The organism is Gracilimonas amylolytica (assembly GCF_002911695.1).
GTDB classification, from domain to species: Bacteria; Bacteroidota; Rhodothermia; order Balneolales; family Balneolaceae; genus Gracilimonas; species Gracilimonas amylolytica.
In genome coordinates this window covers 172,857-191,371 of the sequence record NZ_PQBS01000037.1, presented here as the reverse complement: position 1 = coordinate 191,371, position 18,515 = coordinate 172,857, and the positions used below count along the sequence as shown (strand labels likewise).

Annotated in this window: 20 protein-coding genes; 12 read left to right on the top strand and 8 right to left on the bottom strand. The window is 43.8% G+C overall.

The window, feature by feature from the left end:
* Positions 1-82: 82 nt before the first annotated feature.
* Both C3B73_RS10320 and C3B73_RS10315 read right to left on the bottom strand, forming a co-directional pair.
* Entirely contained in the window at positions 83-424 is a 342-nt protein-coding gene (locus tag C3B73_RS10320; protein ID WP_103665525.1) for a HepT-like ribonuclease domain-containing protein, read from the bottom strand.
* On the bottom strand, positions 414-701 hold the full coding sequence (locus tag C3B73_RS10315; protein ID WP_103665524.1) for a nucleotidyltransferase family protein: 288 nt from the start codon (positions 699-701) through the stop codon (positions 414-416). The genes C3B73_RS10320 and C3B73_RS10315 overlap by 11 nt, the downstream gene beginning before the upstream one ends.
* Positions 702-865: 164 nt before the next feature.
* On the opposite strand from C3B73_RS10315, the gene C3B73_RS10310 reads away from it, so the two are divergent.
* The 8 genes from C3B73_RS10310 to C3B73_RS10275 all read left to right on the top strand — a co-directional run bounded on the left by C3B73_RS10310 (position 866) and on the right by C3B73_RS10275 (position 9,036).
* Positions 866-1,330, top strand: a complete 465-nt coding sequence (locus tag C3B73_RS10310; RefSeq protein ID WP_103665523.1) for an RrF2 family transcriptional regulator — start codon at positions 866-868, stop codon at positions 1,328-1,330.
* On the top strand, positions 1,330-3,786 hold the full coding sequence (locus tag C3B73_RS10305) for a heavy metal translocating P-type ATPase (protein WP_198597334.1): 2,457 nt from the start codon (positions 1,330-1,332) through the stop codon (positions 3,784-3,786). The genes C3B73_RS10310 and C3B73_RS10305 overlap by 1 nt, the downstream gene beginning before the upstream one ends.
* Positions 3,777-3,959, top strand: a complete 183-nt coding sequence (ccoS, locus tag C3B73_RS10300) for a cbb3-type cytochrome oxidase assembly protein CcoS (protein WP_103665521.1) — start codon at positions 3,777-3,779, stop codon at positions 3,957-3,959. The genes C3B73_RS10305 and ccoS overlap by 10 nt, the downstream gene beginning before the upstream one ends.
* Positions 3,960-6,164, top strand: a complete 2,205-nt coding sequence (ccoN, locus tag C3B73_RS10295) for a cytochrome-c oxidase, cbb3-type subunit I (RefSeq protein ID WP_103665520.1) — start codon at positions 3,960-3,962, stop codon at positions 6,162-6,164.
* A gap of 5 nt (positions 6,165-6,169) precedes the next feature.
* On the top strand, positions 6,170-6,361 hold the full coding sequence (locus C3B73_RS10290) for a cbb3-type cytochrome oxidase subunit 3 (RefSeq protein ID WP_103665519.1): 192 nt from the start codon (positions 6,170-6,172) through the stop codon (positions 6,359-6,361).
* A complete protein-coding gene (locus C3B73_RS10285; RefSeq protein WP_103665518.1) occupies positions 6,358-6,954 on the top strand; it encodes a cbb3-type cytochrome c oxidase N-terminal domain-containing protein in 597 nt (198 codons plus the stop codon). The genes C3B73_RS10290 and C3B73_RS10285 overlap by 4 nt, the downstream gene beginning before the upstream one ends.
* Before the next feature lie 155 nt (positions 6,955-7,109).
* Positions 7,110-8,579, top strand: coding sequence for a cytochrome c oxidase accessory protein CcoG (gene ccoG, locus C3B73_RS10280; RefSeq protein WP_103665517.1), 1,470 nt, complete (start codon positions 7,110-7,112; stop codon positions 8,577-8,579).
* A 4-nt stretch (positions 8,580-8,583) separates the two neighbouring features.
* Positions 8,584-9,036, top strand: coding sequence for a FixH family protein (locus C3B73_RS10275; RefSeq protein ID WP_157939475.1), 453 nt, complete (start codon positions 8,584-8,586; stop codon positions 9,034-9,036).
* Positions 9,037-9,058: 22 nt separating this feature from the next.
* On the opposite strand, the gene C3B73_RS10270 is transcribed toward C3B73_RS10275, so the two are convergent.
* Positions 9,059-9,766, bottom strand: coding sequence for an HAD family hydrolase (locus C3B73_RS10270; RefSeq protein ID WP_103665515.1), 708 nt, complete (start codon positions 9,764-9,766; stop codon positions 9,059-9,061).
* Positions 9,767-9,888: 122 nt separating this feature from the next.
* On the opposite strand from C3B73_RS10270, the gene C3B73_RS10265 reads away from it, so the two are divergent.
* The 3 genes from C3B73_RS10265 (at position 9,889) to C3B73_RS10255 (ending at position 11,756) form a co-directional block, all read left to right on the top strand.
* Positions 9,889-10,479 (top strand): LemA family protein, encoded by a 591-nt coding sequence (locus tag C3B73_RS10265; protein ID WP_103665514.1) that lies wholly within the window; start codon positions 9,889-9,891, stop codon positions 10,477-10,479.
* A gap of 79 nt (positions 10,480-10,558) precedes the next feature.
* Entirely contained in the window at positions 10,559-11,008 is a 450-nt protein-coding gene (locus C3B73_RS10260; RefSeq protein ID WP_103665513.1) for a TPM domain-containing protein, read from the top strand.
* The gene (locus C3B73_RS10255) at positions 11,001-11,756 is read left to right on the top strand and encodes a TPM domain-containing protein (protein WP_103665512.1); all 756 of its coding nucleotides are present in this window, start codon (positions 11,001-11,003) and stop codon (positions 11,754-11,756) included. Before C3B73_RS10260 ends, C3B73_RS10255 begins: the two co-directional genes overlap by 8 nt.
* Before the next feature lie 68 nt (positions 11,757-11,824).
* Here C3B73_RS10255 and C3B73_RS10250 read toward each other — a convergent pair whose 3' ends face one another.
* The 5 genes from C3B73_RS10250 to xrtX all read right to left on the bottom strand — a co-directional run bounded on the left by C3B73_RS10250 (position 11,825) and on the right by xrtX (position 15,945).
* Complete coding sequence (locus C3B73_RS10250; RefSeq protein WP_103665511.1) at positions 11,825-13,048, bottom strand: trans-sulfuration enzyme family protein; 1,224 nt, start codon at positions 13,046-13,048, stop codon at positions 11,825-11,827.
* Positions 13,038-13,517: an Lrp/AsnC family transcriptional regulator gene (locus C3B73_RS10245; RefSeq protein WP_103665510.1), complete on the bottom strand. Its 480-nt coding sequence runs from the start codon at positions 13,515-13,517 to the stop codon at positions 13,038-13,040. The genes C3B73_RS10250 and C3B73_RS10245 overlap by 11 nt, the downstream gene beginning before the upstream one ends.
* A 149-nt stretch (positions 13,518-13,666) precedes the next feature.
* On the bottom strand, positions 13,667-14,959 hold the full coding sequence (locus C3B73_RS10240; protein WP_198597333.1) for a glycerate kinase type-2 family protein: 1,293 nt from the start codon (positions 14,957-14,959) through the stop codon (positions 13,667-13,669).
* Complete coding sequence (locus C3B73_RS10235; protein WP_103665508.1) at positions 14,931-15,437, bottom strand: hypothetical protein; 507 nt, start codon at positions 15,435-15,437, stop codon at positions 14,931-14,933. The genes C3B73_RS10240 and C3B73_RS10235 overlap by 29 nt, the downstream gene beginning before the upstream one ends.
* A gap of 1 nt (position 15,438) precedes the next feature.
* Positions 15,439-15,945, bottom strand: coding sequence for an exosortase X (gene xrtX, locus C3B73_RS10230; RefSeq protein WP_103665507.1), 507 nt, complete (start codon positions 15,943-15,945; stop codon positions 15,439-15,441).
* A 98-nt stretch (positions 15,946-16,043) separates the two neighbouring features.
* Between xrtX and C3B73_RS10225 the strand changes: the two genes are divergently transcribed.
* Positions 16,044-18,509, top strand: coding sequence for a polysaccharide biosynthesis/export family protein (locus C3B73_RS10225; protein WP_103665506.1), 2,466 nt, complete (start codon positions 16,044-16,046; stop codon positions 18,507-18,509).
* Positions 18,510-18,515 lie beyond the last annotated feature (6 nt).

Sequence of the window (18,515 nt, the reverse complement as noted above, 5' to 3'; positions counted from 1 at the left end):
TGAACAGATAATAACGACCCAATGTGAATTTTTCTTTAAGGTTAAGGATTGGCTTTGTTCCTTAAAAAAAGTTTTAAAGTCCTTAGACTGATCGTATCGATTCTATTTTACGTTTTAGATCAGGGATATCATATTGAATAGAATACCAGATCTCAGTGACCTCTATTCGAAAATATTCATAAATAAGAAGATTTCTGAAATCTTTAATAACACGCCACTCTACTTCCGGATATTTTTCTTTTGTAATTTCAGTTACTTTAGATGCAGCTTCCCCTAAAATTTCAAACTGTCTGATCACAGCCGATTGAATTAAAGCACTTTCCCTAAACTCTATTTCACTTACATTGTCTGTAAAACTCTGGATGGCTAAAATTGCCTCATAAATATGATTAATCCTTTCAACATCTCTGCTTTCAGGCTTCATAAACTATTCTGCTTTCTTCCTGTACTTTATTGATCGCATCAACAGAAAGTCCTAACTCTGTACCTAAATCTACATTTAAGCCAAGTTGATCCTGAAGATCATTTTTATACCTCGATAATTCCATTAATCCGACTGGACGCTTTAGTTCAATCAAAATATCTAAATCAGAATTATCCCTCTCCTTACCCAGTGCATATGAGCCTAGTATGTAGATTTTCTTGACCGGTTTCCCCTCAAAGTATTTTTTTACTGTGCTATATATCTCTTCCCTTTTCATAGTAGAATATATCAACTCATATTTATAAATGCGATCAATTACGCATTCAGAGTTATTCTCGATTCAGTAAAAATTAACCGACTTCACTCTTGATAGTCTTCCTATTTCCTCTTAAAATCTAATATTATTATTAGAATTTAAATATCTGATTTAAACTCTCTCCTATGAGGCTCATTTCACAAGGTGCTCAGTATGCCATATCGGCAATTATTGCGATATCCAAGCAAAGTGGAGATGGAGCGGTTTCTGCTTCCAACTTGTCAAAGTCCTTGAACTGCCCAACCGCTTATTTGTCTCAGGTTCTGGCCAAGCTCAAGGAACCCGGAATTCTAAAATCACAACGCGGACTAAACGGTGGGGTTTACCTGGCCAAACCGATCGAAACGATCACGATGATGGATGTGATCGCTGCCATCGATGGCACCGAGTTCTTTGATAAATGTTTTATGGGCATTGAAGGATGTGGACATATTGAACCCTGTCCGTTTCACGAATTCTGGTCAGTGGAAAGAACTAAAATTGAACGATGGCTGAAAAATACCACCTTTGCTCAGGTTGATGAAAAAATGACGAAGGCATGGTTCGATCTGCGCTTGCAATTTTCAAGCGGGGTTCCTTCATTAAGCTAATGCCGCAAACCGTTGAAACCATATCATCAGAAATTTGCTACCACTGTGGTGAAGACTGTGCTGATGAGACCATCCATTACGATGACAAAGCCTTTTGCTGCAACGGGTGTCGTTCCGCCTACCAGCTATTGGATGAAAGCGGATTGTGTTCGTATTACGACCTGGATGCCAACCCGGGCATCAATTTAAAGAACACCAAGCACCGCGCCCGCTTCGATTACCTGGAAGATGATGAAGTGATCGAACGCATTGCCGAGTTCAGGGATAAAAATAGATTATCTCTAAGTCTTTACATCCCAAATATTCACTGTACCTCCTGTGTGTGGTTACTTGAGAATCTCCAAAAACTGGATTCGGGCGTACTACAAAGCAGTGTTAATTTTCTGAAACGGGAACTATCCTTACTCATCGATACCGATTCAACCACTCTGCGCGATGTGGTTGAACAACTGGTGACCATCGGGTATGAGCCGGAGATCCGCCTCGATAAACTGGATTCCAAAAGCGAATCCTCACACCAAAACCGTTCACTTTGGCTGAAGATGGGCGTGGCGGGATTTGCTTTCGGGAATATCATGCTATTCAGTTTTCCCGATTATCTGGATACAACGGGAAGCGGACTTGGAGGGAATTTCCACATCTTTTTTGGAGCCCTTAACATCATTCTGGCCATACCGGTTTTGGTGTACAGCAGCAGTGATTATCTGCGATCCGCTTTTGCCGCGATCAAACAAGGGGGAGTAAATCTCGATGTTCCTATATCTATTGGCATTGTGGCTCTGTTCAGCCGAAGTGTGTATGAGATCCTCACCATGACGGGCACCGGATACATGGATTCCTTTACCGGCCTTATCTTTTTTCTATTGATCGGAAAACTCGTTCAACAAAAAACCTTTCACAGGTTATCATTCGATCGTGATTATCGGTCCTACCTCCCGATCGCCGTTAATGTTTTGGATACTCAGGGACGTGAATACTCTCTCTCACTCGATAAACTGGAGCCCGGCCAAACTTTGAGACTTCGAAATCAGGAGCTGGTACCCTGCGATTCTACCCTTCAAAGTGAGCAGGCTTTTTTTGATTACAGTTTTATTACCGGTGAATCTGAACCCATTTCTGTTACGCAGGGAGAGAAAGTATTTGCCGGTGGCCGACTGATCGGACGCTCTGCTCAGTTACTGACTGAAGAAAAAGTAACTAACAGCTATCTCACAAAGCTATGGAATCATGAAGCCTTTCAAAATAATGATAAGGAACTGAAGCTTACCACCTTTGCTGACAAGATCAGTCCTTATTTTACGATGGCGGTACTTGGAATTGCGTTTGCTTCCGGATTCTACTGGCTGCAAACCTCCGGCATGGATTCGGCCTTATCCGTCTTTACAGCCGTGCTGATCATTGCATGTCCTTGTGCACTGGCCCTTTCAACTCCTTTTACTCTCGGTTCAGCCCTCAATGTACTTTCACTTAACGGGCTGTTCGTTAAAAATCACCTGCTCATTGAGAATTTGTCCAAAGCATCGGCTGTGGTTTTTGATAAAACCGGAACCCTTACCAATTCAGAAGCCTCAAACATTGAGTTTATTGGTATGACATTAACTGAAGATGAAAGGAATTTGGTTGGAACCGCAGCCGGAAACTCCATCCACCCACTTAGCCGAAAAATTGCTGATATAACAAGTTCAACCAAAGAATTAAAACCTGATACGTTCCATGAAGTGCCCGGTAAAGGGATCTTTGCAACCATAGCAGGCCAAAGTATTTGTATGGGCTCACGACACTTCATTTCAGAACAAACATCACTGGGTCAGGATCAGATTCCTGAACCTGATTTCATCGGCTCAACCGTACACCTGACCATTGACAACGAATACCTGGGTTATTTTGGGATCAAAGCCGGACTTAGAAGCGGTATTTCTGACCTGCTTAACCGGCTCAAAGAGACCCTTCGTCTATTCCTGATCTCAGGTGATAATGAAGGGCAACGGCAGGAATTTGAAACGTATTTCAGTACGAAAGGCTCACTCTTATTCAACAAGAAACCGGAAGAAAAACTGGATTTCATCACAAGCCTGCAGACAGAAGGGGAATCTGTGATCATGGTTGGGGATGGATTGAATGATGCCGGAGCTCTTAAAAAATCAGATTTTGGTATTGCACTGGCTGATGACGTCAGTTCCTTTGCCCCGGCATGTGATGCCATTCTTGAAGGCGATTCCCTAAACAAGCTTCAGAGTTTTATACAATTTTCACAGAATAGCATGAAGATCATTATTGCGAGCTTTGTGCTGTCTTTACTTTACAACACCGTTGGATTAGGCTTTGCTATAACCGGCCACCTGTCGCCATTGGTGGCGGCCGTACTTATGCCACTGAGCTCGATCAGCGTCATGGTGTTCACATTCTTTACCACACGATATTTTGCGCATAAAGGAGGGCTGGCGATATGGAAGTGATCTACATGCTGATCGGTTTCAGTTTACTTGTGGCCCTGATCTTTCTGGGACTGTTCTTTTGGGCCGTGCGGTCAGGACAGTTCGATGATCAGTATACGCCGTCTATGCGTGTTCTTTTCGACCAAAAATCTTCAGATAAAAAAACCAATAACCAAAAAAATCGGGATGAATAAATGTCATCATCAACATTAGAAACCTTTCATTACGATAACGATATTGTCCGAAAATTCGGGGTCGCCTCGCTGGCGTGGGGCCTCATTGGCTTTATCGTTGGGCTGACCATTGCTCTTAAACTGATATGGCCGGATTTTCTCGGCTTTATTCCGGAACTGAGTTATGGACGGCTTCGACCGCTGCACACAAATGCAGTGATCTTTGCCTTTGCCGGTAATGCCATTTTCTATGGTGTATACTACTCGCTGCCAAGGCTAACTAAAACTCCCATGTGGAGTCAAAAGCTCAGTCAGATCCATTTCTGGGGCTGGCAAGCTATCATAGTCTCTGCGGTGTTAACCCTGCCTTTTGGCTTCAACACCAGTAAGGAATACGCAGAACTCGAATGGCCAATTGATATCGCCATCACCATCATCTGGGTGATCTTTGGTGTCAATATGATCATGACGATCATGAAGCGCCGTGAAAAGCACTTGTATGTAGCCATCTGGTTCTACATTGCAACCTTTGTGACCGTAGCTGTTCTGCACGTTGTGAACTCTTTTGAGGTACCTGCAACACTGCTTAAAAGTTATCCGATCTATGCGGGTGTTCAGGATGCCCTGGTACAATGGTGGTACGGACACAATGCCGTAGCATTTTTCCTGACCACACCCTTCCTGGGAATCATGTATTACTTCATTCCGAAAGCGGCTAACCGGCCGATCTTTTCTTACCGGTTATCGATTGTTCACTTCTGGTCGCTGATCTTTATTTACATCTGGGCCGGACCTCACCACTTGCTGTACACCTCTTTACCAGGGTGGGCTCAGGCGTTGGGAACCGTATTTAGTTTGATGCTGATCGCACCAAGCTGGGGCGGTATGCTGAACGGTCTTCTAACCCTGCGTGGTGCATGGGACCGAGTTCGGGAAGACCCGGTTCTCAAATTCCTGGTTGTTGGTGTAACCGCTTATGGGATGGTTACTTTTGAAGGCCCAATGCTGTCCATCGCAAATGTGAATGCGATCGCTCACTATTCTGATTACATCATTGGTCACGTACACAACGGTGCCCTTTTATGGAACGGTGGTCTGACCTTCGCGATGCTGTATTACATCACACCGAAGATCTACAAGACCAAGCTATACTCCGTTAAGCTGGCGAACATCCACTTCTGGTTCGCAACCATGGGAGCCATCTTTTATGTGATCCCTATGTACTGGGGTGGAATTACTCAGTCGCTGATGTGGAAAGAATTCACCGCTGAAGGTCTTCTTCAGTATCCAAACTTCCTTGAAACCGTGACACAGATCATGCCTATGTACGGCTTGCGTGCCATCGGTGGAACCTTGTTCATTATCGGTGCTTCTTTTGGAGCCTATAACCTTTGGAAAACGGCCCGTCAGGGTTCTTTCGTGCATCAGGAAGAGGACGAAGCACAGGCAATTATTGATCCTTCTGCCGGACATAAAGAAAGCTGGCACCGTCGGTTGGAAGGACGTCCACTCCAACTTACAGGTCTTACCTTAGTGGTGATCCTGATCGGTGGTATCATCGAGTACGTACCAACGGCACTCGTTGATTCAAACGTTCCGACCATTGCCAGTGTGAAACCGTACACTCCATTGGAGATCGAGGGACGTGATATTTACATCGCAGAGGGTTGTAATAACTGTCACTCTCAAATGATCCGTCCGTTCCGTTCAGAGACCGAGCGATACGGGGAATACTCCAAAGCCGGTGAGTTCGTGTATGATCACCCATTCCTGTGGGGATCCAAGCGTACCGGACCCGACCTTCATCGTATAGGTGGTAAATATCCTGACAGCTGGCACGTACGCCATATGTACGATCCAACATCAACCTCTCCGGGGTCCATCATGCCGGCTTATCCGTGGATGTTTACGGAAAAAGCAGACATTGAAAGCATCCCAAATCGAATATCTGCCTTACGAACTGTGGGAGTGCCCTACGTGGCCGATTATGAGGAGCTTGCGATCCGCGATTACATGGCTCAGGCAAATAACATTGTAAACGGATTGAAAGAAAACGGGTTTGGTGAGATCGAGGGTATCGAGATCACATCAGACTCCAAGATCGTGGCCATGATCGCATACCTGCAGCGAATGGGAATCGACATCAAGGGTGAAAAGAACCCTTGGGAAGATCTGCCATCAAACGAGCGACTTCAGGCAAACTTTAAACCTCAGGTTGAGGACTGATCGTCATGTATAAAAATGTGCTCCGCGCAATTGAAGATATCGGCATTTACCCCAGCATATCCCTGATCATATTCTTTGTGTTCTTTATAGGGTTGATCATTTACCTGATCGCAAAAGGTAAAAAACACTGGGATGATGCCGCTAATCTTCCTCTTGAGGATGACGACAATTTGAACACTAAAAACTCTGAACAATGAAAGTATTTGACGACGAAAAGGATCTGTTACTGGATCATGATTACGATGGGATCAAGGAGTTGGATAACCATATGCCGGTTTGGTGGTTATGGCTGTTCTACTTTACCATAGCATTTGGCATTGGCTATCTGGCCTACTACTACATGCTGGGCGGACCTGATCAACATGAACTGTATGAGATGGAAGTTGCAGCCGCTCAGGAACGCTATGGCCTTGAGCCTGAGGTTGATGAAAGCGGTGAACCGATTCAATTCGAATGGGCTTATCTTGAAGATCAGGCTCGTATCGATGAAGGCCGTGAGATCTACATGGGTAACAATAACCTGTGCTATACCTGCCATGGTGCCAACGGTGAAGGTTTGGTAGGACCAAATCTGACGGATAATCTATGGATCCACGGCTGTAGCGCCGAAGAAGTGGCAAGCAGTATCATCGAGGGATATCCCGACCGGGGTATGATCGCTTACGGAAGTGGTGCCCGGTTAACTGATGAACAGGTACAAAGCGTGATCAGCTACATTGCTTCCATTCAGGGAACTGAACCCGCTAACCCAAAAGCTCCGGATCCCCGGGCTACGGAATGTAGTTTATAACCATTAAAAGTGACGGGGATCTTAAGCAGGCTCCGTCACTTTTTATTTTTAATTCACACTTTCATCAAGAACAGGCAATATTTTTAAGAGAGTCAGTGGTAATAACAACTAAAAGTTATCACCCTGTATTAGTACTATAAGTATGAGGTAACATTATGGCCAAATTAGAAGAAGACCGTCGCATTGACCAACAGAATTTTCGTGATCACCTTGCCACGGTCAATGAGGAAGGAAAGAGAAACTGGATCTATCCCAAAAAACCCAGTGGTCGCTATTACACGGCCAGAAACATTGTAGCCGTACTTTTACTGGCCTTCTTTTTCAGCGGACCATTCATCACTATAAATGGGAATCCACTCCTGCTTCTGAACATACTTGAACGCAAGTTTGTGATCTTTGGCGTTGCATTCTGGCCACAGGATCTGCATCTGCTGCTGTTTGGCATGCTAACCTTTATCCTCTTTATCGTTCTGTTTACGGCTGTTTTTGGACGGCTATTTTGTGGATGGGCTTGCCCTCAGACCATCTTTATGGAAATGGTATTCAGGCGTATCGAATATTGGATAGAGGGAGATTCTGCCGCTCAGATACGTCTCAATAATCAGGACTGGAATTTTGAGAAGGTTCGTAAAAAAGTCAGTAAACATGCCATCTTTTACGGCATGGCCTTTCTGATCTCGAACATGTTCCTTGCTTATATCATAGGAAAAGATCAGCTGTTTGAGATCATTACGGATCCACCCTCTGAACACGCAGGCGGACTCGCTGCAATGATCATATTCAGTGGGGTGTTTTACGGTGTCTTTGCCTTTATGCGTGAACAGGTATGCCACTTTGTGTGTCCGTACGGAAGGATGCAATCCGTTATGCTCGATAACAACTCGATCAATGTCATGTATGATTACGTTCGTGGCGAAAGCCGGGCCAGTGTCAAAGACCGGTTCCAGCTTGAAAACAGAAAAGCGACTCTTGAAGACCTTGGCTTCAGTGCCGATACGGAGTTTGGAGATTGTATTGATTGCTACCAATGTGTTAAGGTATGCCCAATGGGAATTGATATCCGTAATGGAACACAACTTGAGTGCGTGCACTGTACCGCTTGTATCGATGCCTGCGATTCTGTGATGGATAAGATCGACAAGCCCCGCGGATTGATCCGTTATTCTTCGGAACACGCTATTCGGGAAGGCAAACAAAAAGTATTGACTCCAAGAGTTGCCGGATATTCCGGAATTCTTTTAGTTCTCTTAACAACATTCGTAACCCTTCTCACTTTACGACCGGATACCGAAACCACTATCTTACGTGAACCCGGAACCTTGTATCAAGAACTACCAGGCGACCGATACAGCAATATCTATAACGTCAAGATCCTGAATAAAACCTTTGAAGATATACCTGTAGATATCAGACTGCTTTCACCCGAAGGTGACATTGTGTCTCTTGGAACCGTTGATATGGTTGGGTCTCAAAATTCAGTTGAAGGTCGATTCATGGTTCAATTAGACGAAGCCCAACTGACCGGTTCACAGACCGAACTGACCTTTGAGGTCTACTCCGGCGACGAAAAATTAGAAACTGTAACTTCCGGATTTTTAGGTCCGGCCAATATTTCCAATGAGTAATTTTATGAAAGAGAAATTTAACTGGGGATCCGGTATCACAATAGCCATTGTGGTTTTTGTACTGGCTACCCTAAGCACCGTAAGCTACCTGATCAGCCTGGAATTCTACCTGGTTTCTGAGGATCATTATGAAGATGGCGTCCAGTATCAGGAAACCATTGATGGTATTCAGAGAGCTAAAAACCTGGACACTCCGGTTTTAATTCTGTTTGATGAGCCAACGGTGTCCATCAAGATCACCTTCCCACAGGCCCTAATAACCGATTCACTATCCGGAAACGTGACCTTCTATCGTCCAAATGATTCGGAACAGGACCGGCGATTCAAACTCCAGCTGGATGAAAATGGCCGGCAATCCATTCCGGTTTCTGATTTTGAGGATGGCCGATGGAAACTGACCCTTGAATGGAAATCAGACTCACTGACCTACATCGATCAAAAGAATATCTTTATTTAAAAATTGGTATTACGCTGTACTCTTAATTCTGAATATTCAAAGATCTAAGTAACTCGTTAAAGTCACTGAATACAAGGTTTGCCAGTTTATAACCCTGATCGATCGGATTTTTGGTAAACCACGCAACCTGCCAGTTTGCTTTGGAGCCGCCCACTATATCAGACGTAAAGGAATCTCCAACGTACAAAATGTCCTGTCTCTCATATCCCGTTAGATCTGTGGCATGATCAAATACTTTTGGGTGGGGCTTCATTTCCCCCACTTCTTCTGATATCACAATATGCCGTGCGGTATCTTTAAGTTTGAACTGATCAATTTTAAGCCATTGTGTTTCTGCAAATCCATTAGTGATAATACCCACCTCAAATCGCTCGGCGATTCGATCATAGGTCTCTTTTGCCCCATTGATCCACTCCCAGTGATTCCGGTAATAATTCATGTAAACCTGACCGGCTTCTTCGTGCATGTCCTGATCCACTCCAAGATCCCGGAACGTTTCCTGAAATCTGCGACGGTGCAATTCGTGCCGATCGATCTCTCCCCTGCCATATTCTTCCCATAGGCCTTTGTTGATATGATGATAGGTATCTAAAAGCTGCCTTTCGGGGATATTCCTGAACATGTCAAAATGTTGATGTACGTCAGACAAACCTGCCCTTTCTGCCTTTTTATGGTCCAGCAGGGTATCATCCAGGTCAAAATAAATGAATTTTGGTTTCAGTTGTGACAATGGAATAGTTTTTGATTATTGTTGGAAGTAAATAAATATTGATAAACTTATTTATCAGTCGGCAAAACAAAACATGTTCTCGCTCGTATTGGGGCATCAAATAAACCACAAATTCAAAACTCATGAAAGCTAAATTTTTTATCATCCTCGGAGTACTCGCACTCCTTGTCTTTTACGGCATCAGTGTAAACAACAGCCTGGTAACAGCAGAAGAACAGGTAAACAGTGCCTGGGCTCAGGTTGAAAACCAATATCAGCGCAGAGCTGACCTCATTCCTAATCTTGTTAACACCGTGAGAGGAGCCGCAGATTTTGAGTCTGAGACGCTTCAGGATGTGATTGAAGCACGCAGTCGGGCTACCTCTGTTAATATCAACGCCAACGACCTCAATAATCCTGAAATGTTTCAACAATTTCAGGAGGCTCAAAGTCAGCTTAGCGGAGCGTTATCCAGGCTTCTGGTAACCGTTGAGCGATATCCGGAATTACAGGCCAACCAGAATTTCAGGGACCTTCAGGTTCAACTTGAGGGCACGGAAAACAGGATCGCAACCGAACGTATGCGCTTCAATCAGGCTGCTCAGGGCTTCAATACGCAGATCCGTAAATTCCCTACCAGCTTGTTTGCGTCCATACTTGGCTTTGATCAGAAAGAATACTTCCAGGCTGAAGAAGGTGCAGAACTAGCTCCTGAAGTCGACTTCGGTAATTAATAAATCAATATTAACATGAGATCAGTCAGGCTTGAATCTTGTTACTGATCTCATGTCTTTAACCCCAGTTTGATCAGACATGGCAAAATTTTTATCACAAGCACAGGAAGAGCATATTGTTGAAGCTATTCAACAGGCCGAAGAGGCTACCTCAGGTGAGATCCGCGTTCATATTGAAAAAAAGTGCAAAGCCGAGTCCCCCATTGAAAGAGCACAACAGATGTTTTCTGAACTTAAAATGCACGAGACTGAATTACGGAATGGGGTTATCGTATATGTGGCCTGGAAAGATCATAAAGTAGCCATTTGGGGAGACAAAGGTATCCACGAAAAAGTTGGACAATCTTTTTGGGAAGAGGAAGTAGATTTGCTCATTTCTTTTTTTAAAAAGGAAGAATATGAAACGGGCCTTTCAGAGGTGATCTTACAAATTGGTCAAAAATTGAAGGAAAACTTCCCTTATCAATCTGATGATGTAAATGAGCTTTCCAATACCATCAGCTACAACAAAGAACAGGACGATGCGTAAAATTTTAGCCACATTTGTATTTCTATTCATTTCAGTATCAGTAAACGCACAGGATTTCATTCCTGAACAACCCGTTGGTATGGTCAACGATTTTGCCAACATGCTTACGCAGTCTGAAGAACGTCAACTGGAATCTAAACTAAGAGCCTACCGGGATACCACCACCAACGCTTTTGTAATAGCTACCCTCGAAAGCCTGGAAGGTTATCCCATTGAGGATGTGGCCCTACAAATGCATAATGACTGGAATATCCAATACGAGGAACGAGGAAATGGGGTTTTGATCCTGATCTCTGAACAGGATCGCGCTATGCGGATAGAGGTTGGATATGGACTTGAAGGAGCCATTCCGGATATCATAGCCGGGCGTATCATTAACGAGATCCTGACTCCCAGCTTCAGGGCTAATGATTTTTATGGTGGTCTTGATCAGGCTACAAATGTCCTGATCGATCTGGCTGCCGGAGAGTTTGAAGGATTTCCAGAGCAAAAGTCATCCGGTGATGGTTTCCCCATAGATGTCTTGTTAATTTTTATCATCATTATTTTCATTCTCATCACCCGAGGCAAAGGTGGTCGCAGACATTCCATCGGTTCCAGCGGCATCATCTTTTACGGAGGAGGATTTGGTGGTGGCAGCCGTGGAGGCGGAGGCGGAAGCTCCTTTGGTGGAGGTGGCGGATTCGGAGGTTTTGGCGGCGGTGGCGGATTCAGCTCAGGTGGCGGTGGTGCCAGCGGTGGCTGGTAAGCACTCCTTTACACCCCTGAGATTCTCAAGCACACTATCAACCATCAGGAAAAGAGCCATACATGCTTTTAGGCGTTTTCCAGTGCCTGCTCCAGATCTGCAATGACATCTTCAACTCCTTCGATCCCAACAGAGAGCCGAACTAAGCCATCCGTGATACCTGCTGCTTTTTTGATCTCTTCATCTACTATAGAATGCGTCATTGAGGCCGGGTGTTGGATCAAAGTATCAACGGCACCAAGGCTTACTGCCAGCGTACAAAGCTCAACGCTATTCATCAGGCTCACCCCTGCATTAAAGCCGCCGGTCAGCTCAAAAGTGATCATCCCTCCGAATCCATTTTTCATCAGCTCTTTAGCTAATTCATGTTGTGGATGTGAACTCAATCCCGGATAAAATACCCGGTCAACTTTCGGGTGAGACTCCAACCATTCTGCCACTTTCATGGCATTCTCGTTATGTTGCTTCATTCTGATTGAAAGCGTCTTGATCCCATTTGTAGTCAGCCAGGCATCCATCGGCCCGGCAATACCACCGAGGTTTTTTCTGAATAGAAAAGTATTGGCTTCCTCAAAGACCTCCTTCTTAGCCACCATCGCACCACCGATCAAAGTTCCGTGGCCCCCGAGATATTTTGTAGTGGAGTGAACCACGATGTCTGCACCAAGTTCAAGAGGCTGAATATGGTAAGGTGTGGCAAAGGTATTATCTACCATAAGCATTGCATTGTAAGATTCGGCCAGCTGTGCAATAGCTTTGATATCAGAAATTCTAAGCGTTGGGTTCGCAATGCTCTCCAGGTAGATCAGTTTTGTGTTCGGATGCTCTTCAAGAAGCTTTTCTATATTCCTGATATCAGAGGTATCAGTGAATGAAACGGTCATTCCCATTCCTGGAGCTTCTTCCTTCAGAAACTGTGAGGTACAGCCGTACAGATCATTTTGAGCAATAATATGCCCTCCATACGCAAAACTGATGATGCCGGTGGAAATAGCGGCCATTCCACTGCCAAATGCCATGCCCATGTATTGCTCTGAATTATCTAAATGATAAGTTTCCAGGGCACAAATAGTTCGCTCCAATTCTTCTACCGTAGGATTACCCAGCCTTGAATACACATGGCTTGCCCCGCCTTCCTCATGGCGAAAGGCTTTTGCTCCCGATTCCACATCATCAAATACAAACGTAGATGTCTGATAGATCGGTGAAGTGTGTGCACCATATTGATCTTTGTTTCCTTTTCCGCCATGTATGGCTGTTGAGGCAAAGGTAGGTTTTACTTTAGTCTTCATGATGAACTGGGATTGGAGATTGATCTTTGATGGTATTCAGTACAATGCTGGTATGAAGCCGCTCCACATCAGGGAGCGTAGTGAGTTTATTTCGCATCAGTTGCTCATAATCTTTGGTGTCTTTTGCCACTACATGCAGTAAAAAGTCACCGTCACCGGTGGTATGATAGCAGGCAAGGATCTCAGGGATGTCCCGTATTGCAGCCGTGAATTCTTCCATCAAGTTCAATTGGTGGACTTTCAACGTCACTTTAACAAAAGCCGTAAATCCCCGACCCACTGAATCTTTATTTACCTTGGCAGCATATCCATCTATCACCCCTTCCCGTTCAAGTCGTCTTACACGCTCCAGGGTCGGAGTTGTCGTTAATCCGATTCGTTTAGCCAGCTCATTGTTTGCGATCCTGCCTTCCTGTTGCAGGATCTGAATGATCTGCTTATCGGTTTGATCTAATTTTAGAAGTGCCATGGAAGAATTATTACCTAAGATTACAGTATAATTGTAATCATTTATCCTTCCAAAATCTACTATTACAGTTTTATTGACCTTATTAATTATTAAATAAGGATTTTATGCTATTTATAAAAAATATTTAGAATTTTATACTGCAATAAGGCTTACCCAACCAGTACAACCTGAAGATCCATAGCATTTTTTCCGGTTGTCCCGATCTTAATATGCGAGTTCATTGCTGAATGAAACTCATAGGAGTTGAAATTCTGCAGATACGACTCCGGCTTAAGCTTATTCTTGCGGGCCTTCAGTGTGGTCATCGAGTTAATGATCGCACCCGCTGAATCAGTTGGTCCATCGATGCCATCTGTAGCAAGACTCATAACAGAGACCGGATGTTGACCTTCTATCATCAATGCAGCCATTAAGGCCAAGTGCTGATTCCTGCCTCCTTTACCTTCCCCTTTTACTTTAACTGTGCTCTCTCCAAAATAGATCAATGCGGCCGGGGCTTTTATCTCTCCGCGTTTACTCAGGATGGTTATAGCATCAGTGCATATTTTCTTGGATATCGAAGACACATCACGGTTATAAGCTTTTTGAGATATCTCCACGTTATATCCTTTTTCAGTTAATTTCTGCCCTACATCTTCAGCCAGTAACTTAGCTCCGGAAATAACCTCAACCTGATGCTGCTTCCATTTATTCCGGCGAGGCTTCGGGGTTTCTTCCACATCCCCGTGCATACCTTTCGAAATATGAATTCTGACAGTGTGTGGTAACTTTGGCCAGATCCCATATTTTTTCACGATCGCAAAGCATTCTTTGAAGGTAGAAGGATCGGGTACAGTAGGTCCGCTGCCGATCACTGAGGGATCATCTCCCGGAACATCTGATACGATGACAGAAAGTAATCGGTGGCTGGATAATAAACTTCCCAGCCTGCCCCCTGAAGTTTCACTAAGATGTTTTCGAACCACATTGATCTCATGAATGGAAGCCCCTGAGTTGAGTAGTAATTTATAGGTATTACTTAGCTCGTCAATCTCAATATCATCGGCAGGAATACAGAACAATGAAGAAGCCCCTCCGGACAGGCAACAAAGCACCTGATCCGATTCAGGGATTTTTGATGCGAACTCCATCAACTCGTAAGAGGCAGAAACTGAATCCTCATGTGGATAGGGATGAGACCCGGTGAATACCTGTGTGTATGAGAGTTTATCGGTTGGAGCATTGGTTATGATCATCCCGTCCTTGATCGCACCCCCAAAATAGGATTCTGCACTTTTTGCCATACTCACGGAAGCCTTACCGGCTCCCAATATCCAGACCGGCTTGCGATTATTTAAACTGGAGAAGGCTGAGTGAACCCCTGAAGTTCCTATCTCAGTTTTTGATACAAATCCGGCCAGATCCAGGAGGATCTCAGCCTGTTCTTCCAACTTCTTTTTCATCACCATCTATTTTCTTTTTCTCAAGTAAAGCATATGCAACAACTCCAACCGATATCAGTGGAATAAAATACCGGGTGAACAGGTCATTGATAGCCAAAAGCCACGTATTTACATTTATTGAGAGGTAAAATACCAAACTGCCAAGCAGCAGTACAGCCAAATGTGATAAAATCAGTACAAGGTACATACGTCGATTTGCGCCAACTGCGATCAACCCAACTAATCCGATCAAAAAGAAGAAGCCGAATGGTATTTTGTAGGTAATGATCTTTGCGGACTTACGGGTGTCACCTGTTTGCACAAAATCAATGATCCGGCTGTCTATTCTGCTGATACTTAGCTCATTGGTAGTGGTACTAAAGTATTCATCCACCCCTTTGATCTGAAATTGAAACAGGTTCGTTCTCAGGTCTGACAGGATCAAGAAATGGATCAGAAGATATATACCAATCCAAAATACTTTCTTTGACAACTTCATATTATTCCGTTTCGCTTATTGCGCTGTCATTAAAGTTGACCCAGATCATCCACAACAAAAAGATGAACAGATAAAAAATAGTGGTCGTGGAATAATCATGCATAAAATCAAATAACGACGGGTAATAGGCTTGTGTGATAGTCAAGGTGATGATCCGAAGTAGATTAACCACGTAAATCAAAGAAACCCCGAATAAACTGAAACTTAACTTGTTTCTCCAATCACCGGGATACGCAAAGATAAATCCCAAAAACAAGCCGATGGCTGCCACTCCATTACAGCCATCCACGATCTCTATACCGGGATATTCCACAATGCCTATGACGCGGCCAAACGCATAAACATCAAACCCAAAGGCCTCAAGTATTCCGCCACCAACCATGACAATATTCAACGATATCCATCGGTCCAGTTCCCCGGCAGGTAGAAGCCACAGGTCATAAATAAGATACCAGATCGCAAAGAATCCTAAAGCCTTGGCAATAAATTTGACTATAGGGGAGTTCATTTTAGTGCTTTAATTATTTGTTTCTTAACTTGCCTTATTAAATATTAGTATAGCATATCGCACCTAAACAATCTAATTTCAAAATCTTTTGATACTGAATGCGACAAATTAAATACATTGTTTTCGGTTTACTATTTTCGGTTTTATCTCTCCCCCTTCTGGCACAGGATGTAGGCATCGACTTTGAGAACATAAAAGTGGATCAACTCAGTGATTCTCAGATCAGTCAGCTTTACCAACGAATGCAAGATCGGGGCCTAAGTATCTCAGAGGTTGAGCAACTTGCATTGGCACGTGGTATGGACCCTGCAGAGATCAGCAAGCTAAGGAGAAGAATTAATGATGTTCGATCGTCATCAGGTGATTCTTCACAATTAACAGGTGATAGACAAGGCAGAAATCAGCAAGGACAGGTTCAGGGACAGCTTCCTCCCGGCATGCAACCTCCATTCCAGAGTGTAAAAGTTGATACAATGGACATGCTCCTTGATAACAATAAACCTGATTCTTCAACGGTATTCGGTTCAAGTGTTTTCTCTAATCAGTATTTAACCTTTGAGCCATCAGTAAATATCCCAACTCCAGAAAATTACGTTCTAGGACCGGGAGACGAACTTGTGGTAGATATCTGGGGCGCTTCAGAAAACACCTATCAGTTGCCTGTGAGTCCTGAAGGTGCGGTTCGTATAGATAACCTTGGTCCAATTTACGTTAATGGGCTTACCATTGAAGAAGCCCGTGAACGCTTGACAAACAAGCTTTCTGAAATTTACTCAGGACTGAAAGGAGAGGATAAAAACACCTACGTTCAGATATCTCTTGGAGATGTAAGAAGTATTAAAGTGAACATGGTTGGTGAAGTGAATGTACCCGGAACCTACACATTGTCATCACTGTCCTCAGTTTTTAATGCTTTGTATGCGGCAGGCGGGCCCAATGAAGACGGTACTTACCGCTCTATCAAAGTCATTCGCGATGGTTCTGTTTTTAAGGAAATTGACCTTTACGACTTTCTGATACACGGTGACTTAAGCTCAAATATCACCCTTCAGGATCAGGATATCATTAAGGTCGATCCATACGTGAACCGTATTCAGGTAAAAGGGGAATTCAAGCAGGTTGGTTTATTCGAAACCCTGGAAGGGGAAACCTTTGAAGAACTTCTCTCATACACCGGAGGCTTCAATCAATATGCTTATACCAAGCGTGTTAACGTTGAACGAAATACTGAATCTGAAAAACGTGTCATCGATATCAGTTACCCGGATCAAGCAAATACCATATTACGATCCGGTGATATTGTAACTGCTGAACGCATCCTGGACCGATACGAAAATAAAATAGAGATCGAAGGTCCTGTATTCCGCCCCGGCGTTTATCAGCTTGAACAAAACGCTACCCTCTTTACACTTATTCAGAATGCAGAAGGCCTGATGGGTGATGCCTTTATGGAACGGGCTATTATTTACAGAACCCTTCCTGATTATACCATCGAGGCTATCCCGGTTAACCTGAATGACCTGATGGCTGATCCTTCAACCCACGATGTGGAACTGGAGAAAGACGACCGCATCAAGATCTCTTCCATTTTTGACCTAAGGGAATTTCAAACTGTTAAGATCTCCGGTTCCGTTCTGACTCCCGGAACCTATCCTTTTGTACAAAAGAGTTCATTAAAAGATCTGATCTTTGAAGCCGATGGATTCAGGGATGAAGCTGCTCCCTATAATATTGAAATAGCCAGAAGAATTGCGGATGATCATTCCGGCACCATTCAAAATGAAATTGCCGAGATCATAACCGTCAATATTGAGAACGGTCTTTTATACTCAAAAGAATTAGAAGAGATCGAACTCAAACCTTTTGACCAGGTATTTGTTCGAAAATCACCTTCTTACGAAACCCAACAAACTGTAAAGATCTCCGGTGAAGTTCTGTTTCCCGGTGAATATGCTATCTCATCACGTGATTTCAGGTTAGCGGATCTGATCGAAAAAAGTGGAGGACTTACAGAATTTGCCTATGCAGAAGGAGCCTCACTTACAAGAGATATCATCGATGAGGTAGATGAAAGAGAAATAAATCTTGCTGATTCAGTACTTCAACAGCGCACCCAATCTCTATCAAGAGTGGGAATTCGCCTGAATGATGCTTTGAATGATCCTAACTCAAACTATAATCTTCTGCTTCAGCCCGGTGATCAGATCAAAATTCCTAAACGACTTGAAACCGTTCAGGTTCGTGGTGAAGTTCTTTATCCTATCAATGTTCGTTTTGAAGATTCTAAGTCCTTTAAAAGCTACATTGGCTCTGCCGGTGGTTTTACTGAGCTAGCAAATACCAAAAGAGGGTATGTAGTGTATGCGAATGGCGAAGTGGATCGAACCAAGAAGTTTTTGTTCTTTAAGAACTATCCGGATGTGGAACCGGGTTCCACCGTGATCATCCCTCCAAAAGAACAAAGGGACAGATTAAGTACAACGGAAAGAATTACCGTTCTTTCCACGATCGTATCACTGGCTGCGATCGTGACCAACACGATATTCCAGATCCGAAGAAATTAAACGACA

Coding starts and splice junctions, on each gene's coding strand:
- C3B73_RS10320 (WP_103665525.1), bottom strand. CDS start 424: ATGAAGCCTGAAAGCAGAGATGTTGAAAGGATTAATCATATTTATGAG.
- C3B73_RS10315 (WP_103665524.1), bottom strand. CDS start 701: ATGAAAAGGGAAGAGATATATAGCACAGTAAAAAAATACTTTGAGGGG.
- C3B73_RS10310 (WP_103665523.1), top strand. CDS start 866: ATGAGGCTCATTTCACAAGGTGCTCAGTATGCCATATCGGCAATTATT.
- C3B73_RS10305 (WP_198597334.1), top strand. CDS start 1,330: ATGCCGCAAACCGTTGAAACCATATCATCAGAAATTTGCTACCACTGT.
- ccoS (WP_103665521.1), top strand. CDS start 3,777: ATGGAAGTGATCTACATGCTGATCGGTTTCAGTTTACTTGTGGCCCTG.
- ccoN (WP_103665520.1), top strand. CDS start 3,960: ATGTCATCATCAACATTAGAAACCTTTCATTACGATAACGATATTGTC.
- C3B73_RS10290 (WP_103665519.1), top strand. CDS start 6,170: ATGTATAAAAATGTGCTCCGCGCAATTGAAGATATCGGCATTTACCCC.
- C3B73_RS10285 (WP_103665518.1), top strand. CDS start 6,358: ATGAAAGTATTTGACGACGAAAAGGATCTGTTACTGGATCATGATTAC.
- ccoG (WP_103665517.1), top strand. CDS start 7,110: ATGGCCAAATTAGAAGAAGACCGTCGCATTGACCAACAGAATTTTCGT.
- C3B73_RS10275 (WP_157939475.1), top strand. CDS start 8,584: ATGAAAGAGAAATTTAACTGGGGATCCGGTATCACAATAGCCATTGTG.
- C3B73_RS10265 (WP_103665514.1), top strand. CDS start 9,889: ATGAAAGCTAAATTTTTTATCATCCTCGGAGTACTCGCACTCCTTGTC.
- C3B73_RS10260 (WP_103665513.1), top strand. CDS start 10,559: ATGGCAAAATTTTTATCACAAGCACAGGAAGAGCATATTGTTGAAGCT.
- C3B73_RS10255 (WP_103665512.1), top strand. CDS start 11,001: ATGCGTAAAATTTTAGCCACATTTGTATTTCTATTCATTTCAGTATCA.
- C3B73_RS10250 (WP_103665511.1), bottom strand. CDS start 13,048: ATGAAGACTAAAGTAAAACCTACCTTTGCCTCAACAGCCATACATGGC.
- C3B73_RS10245 (WP_103665510.1), bottom strand. CDS start 13,517: ATGGCACTTCTAAAATTAGATCAAACCGATAAGCAGATCATTCAGATC.
- C3B73_RS10240 (WP_198597333.1), bottom strand. CDS start 14,959: ATGAAAAAGAAGTTGGAAGAACAGGCTGAGATCCTCCTGGATCTGGCC.
- C3B73_RS10235 (WP_103665508.1), bottom strand. CDS start 15,437: ATGAAGTTGTCAAAGAAAGTATTTTGGATTGGTATATATCTTCTGATC.
- xrtX (WP_103665507.1), bottom strand. CDS start 15,945: ATGAACTCCCCTATAGTCAAATTTATTGCCAAGGCTTTAGGATTCTTT.
- C3B73_RS10225 (WP_103665506.1), top strand. CDS start 16,044: ATGCGACAAATTAAATACATTGTTTTCGGTTTACTATTTTCGGTTTTA.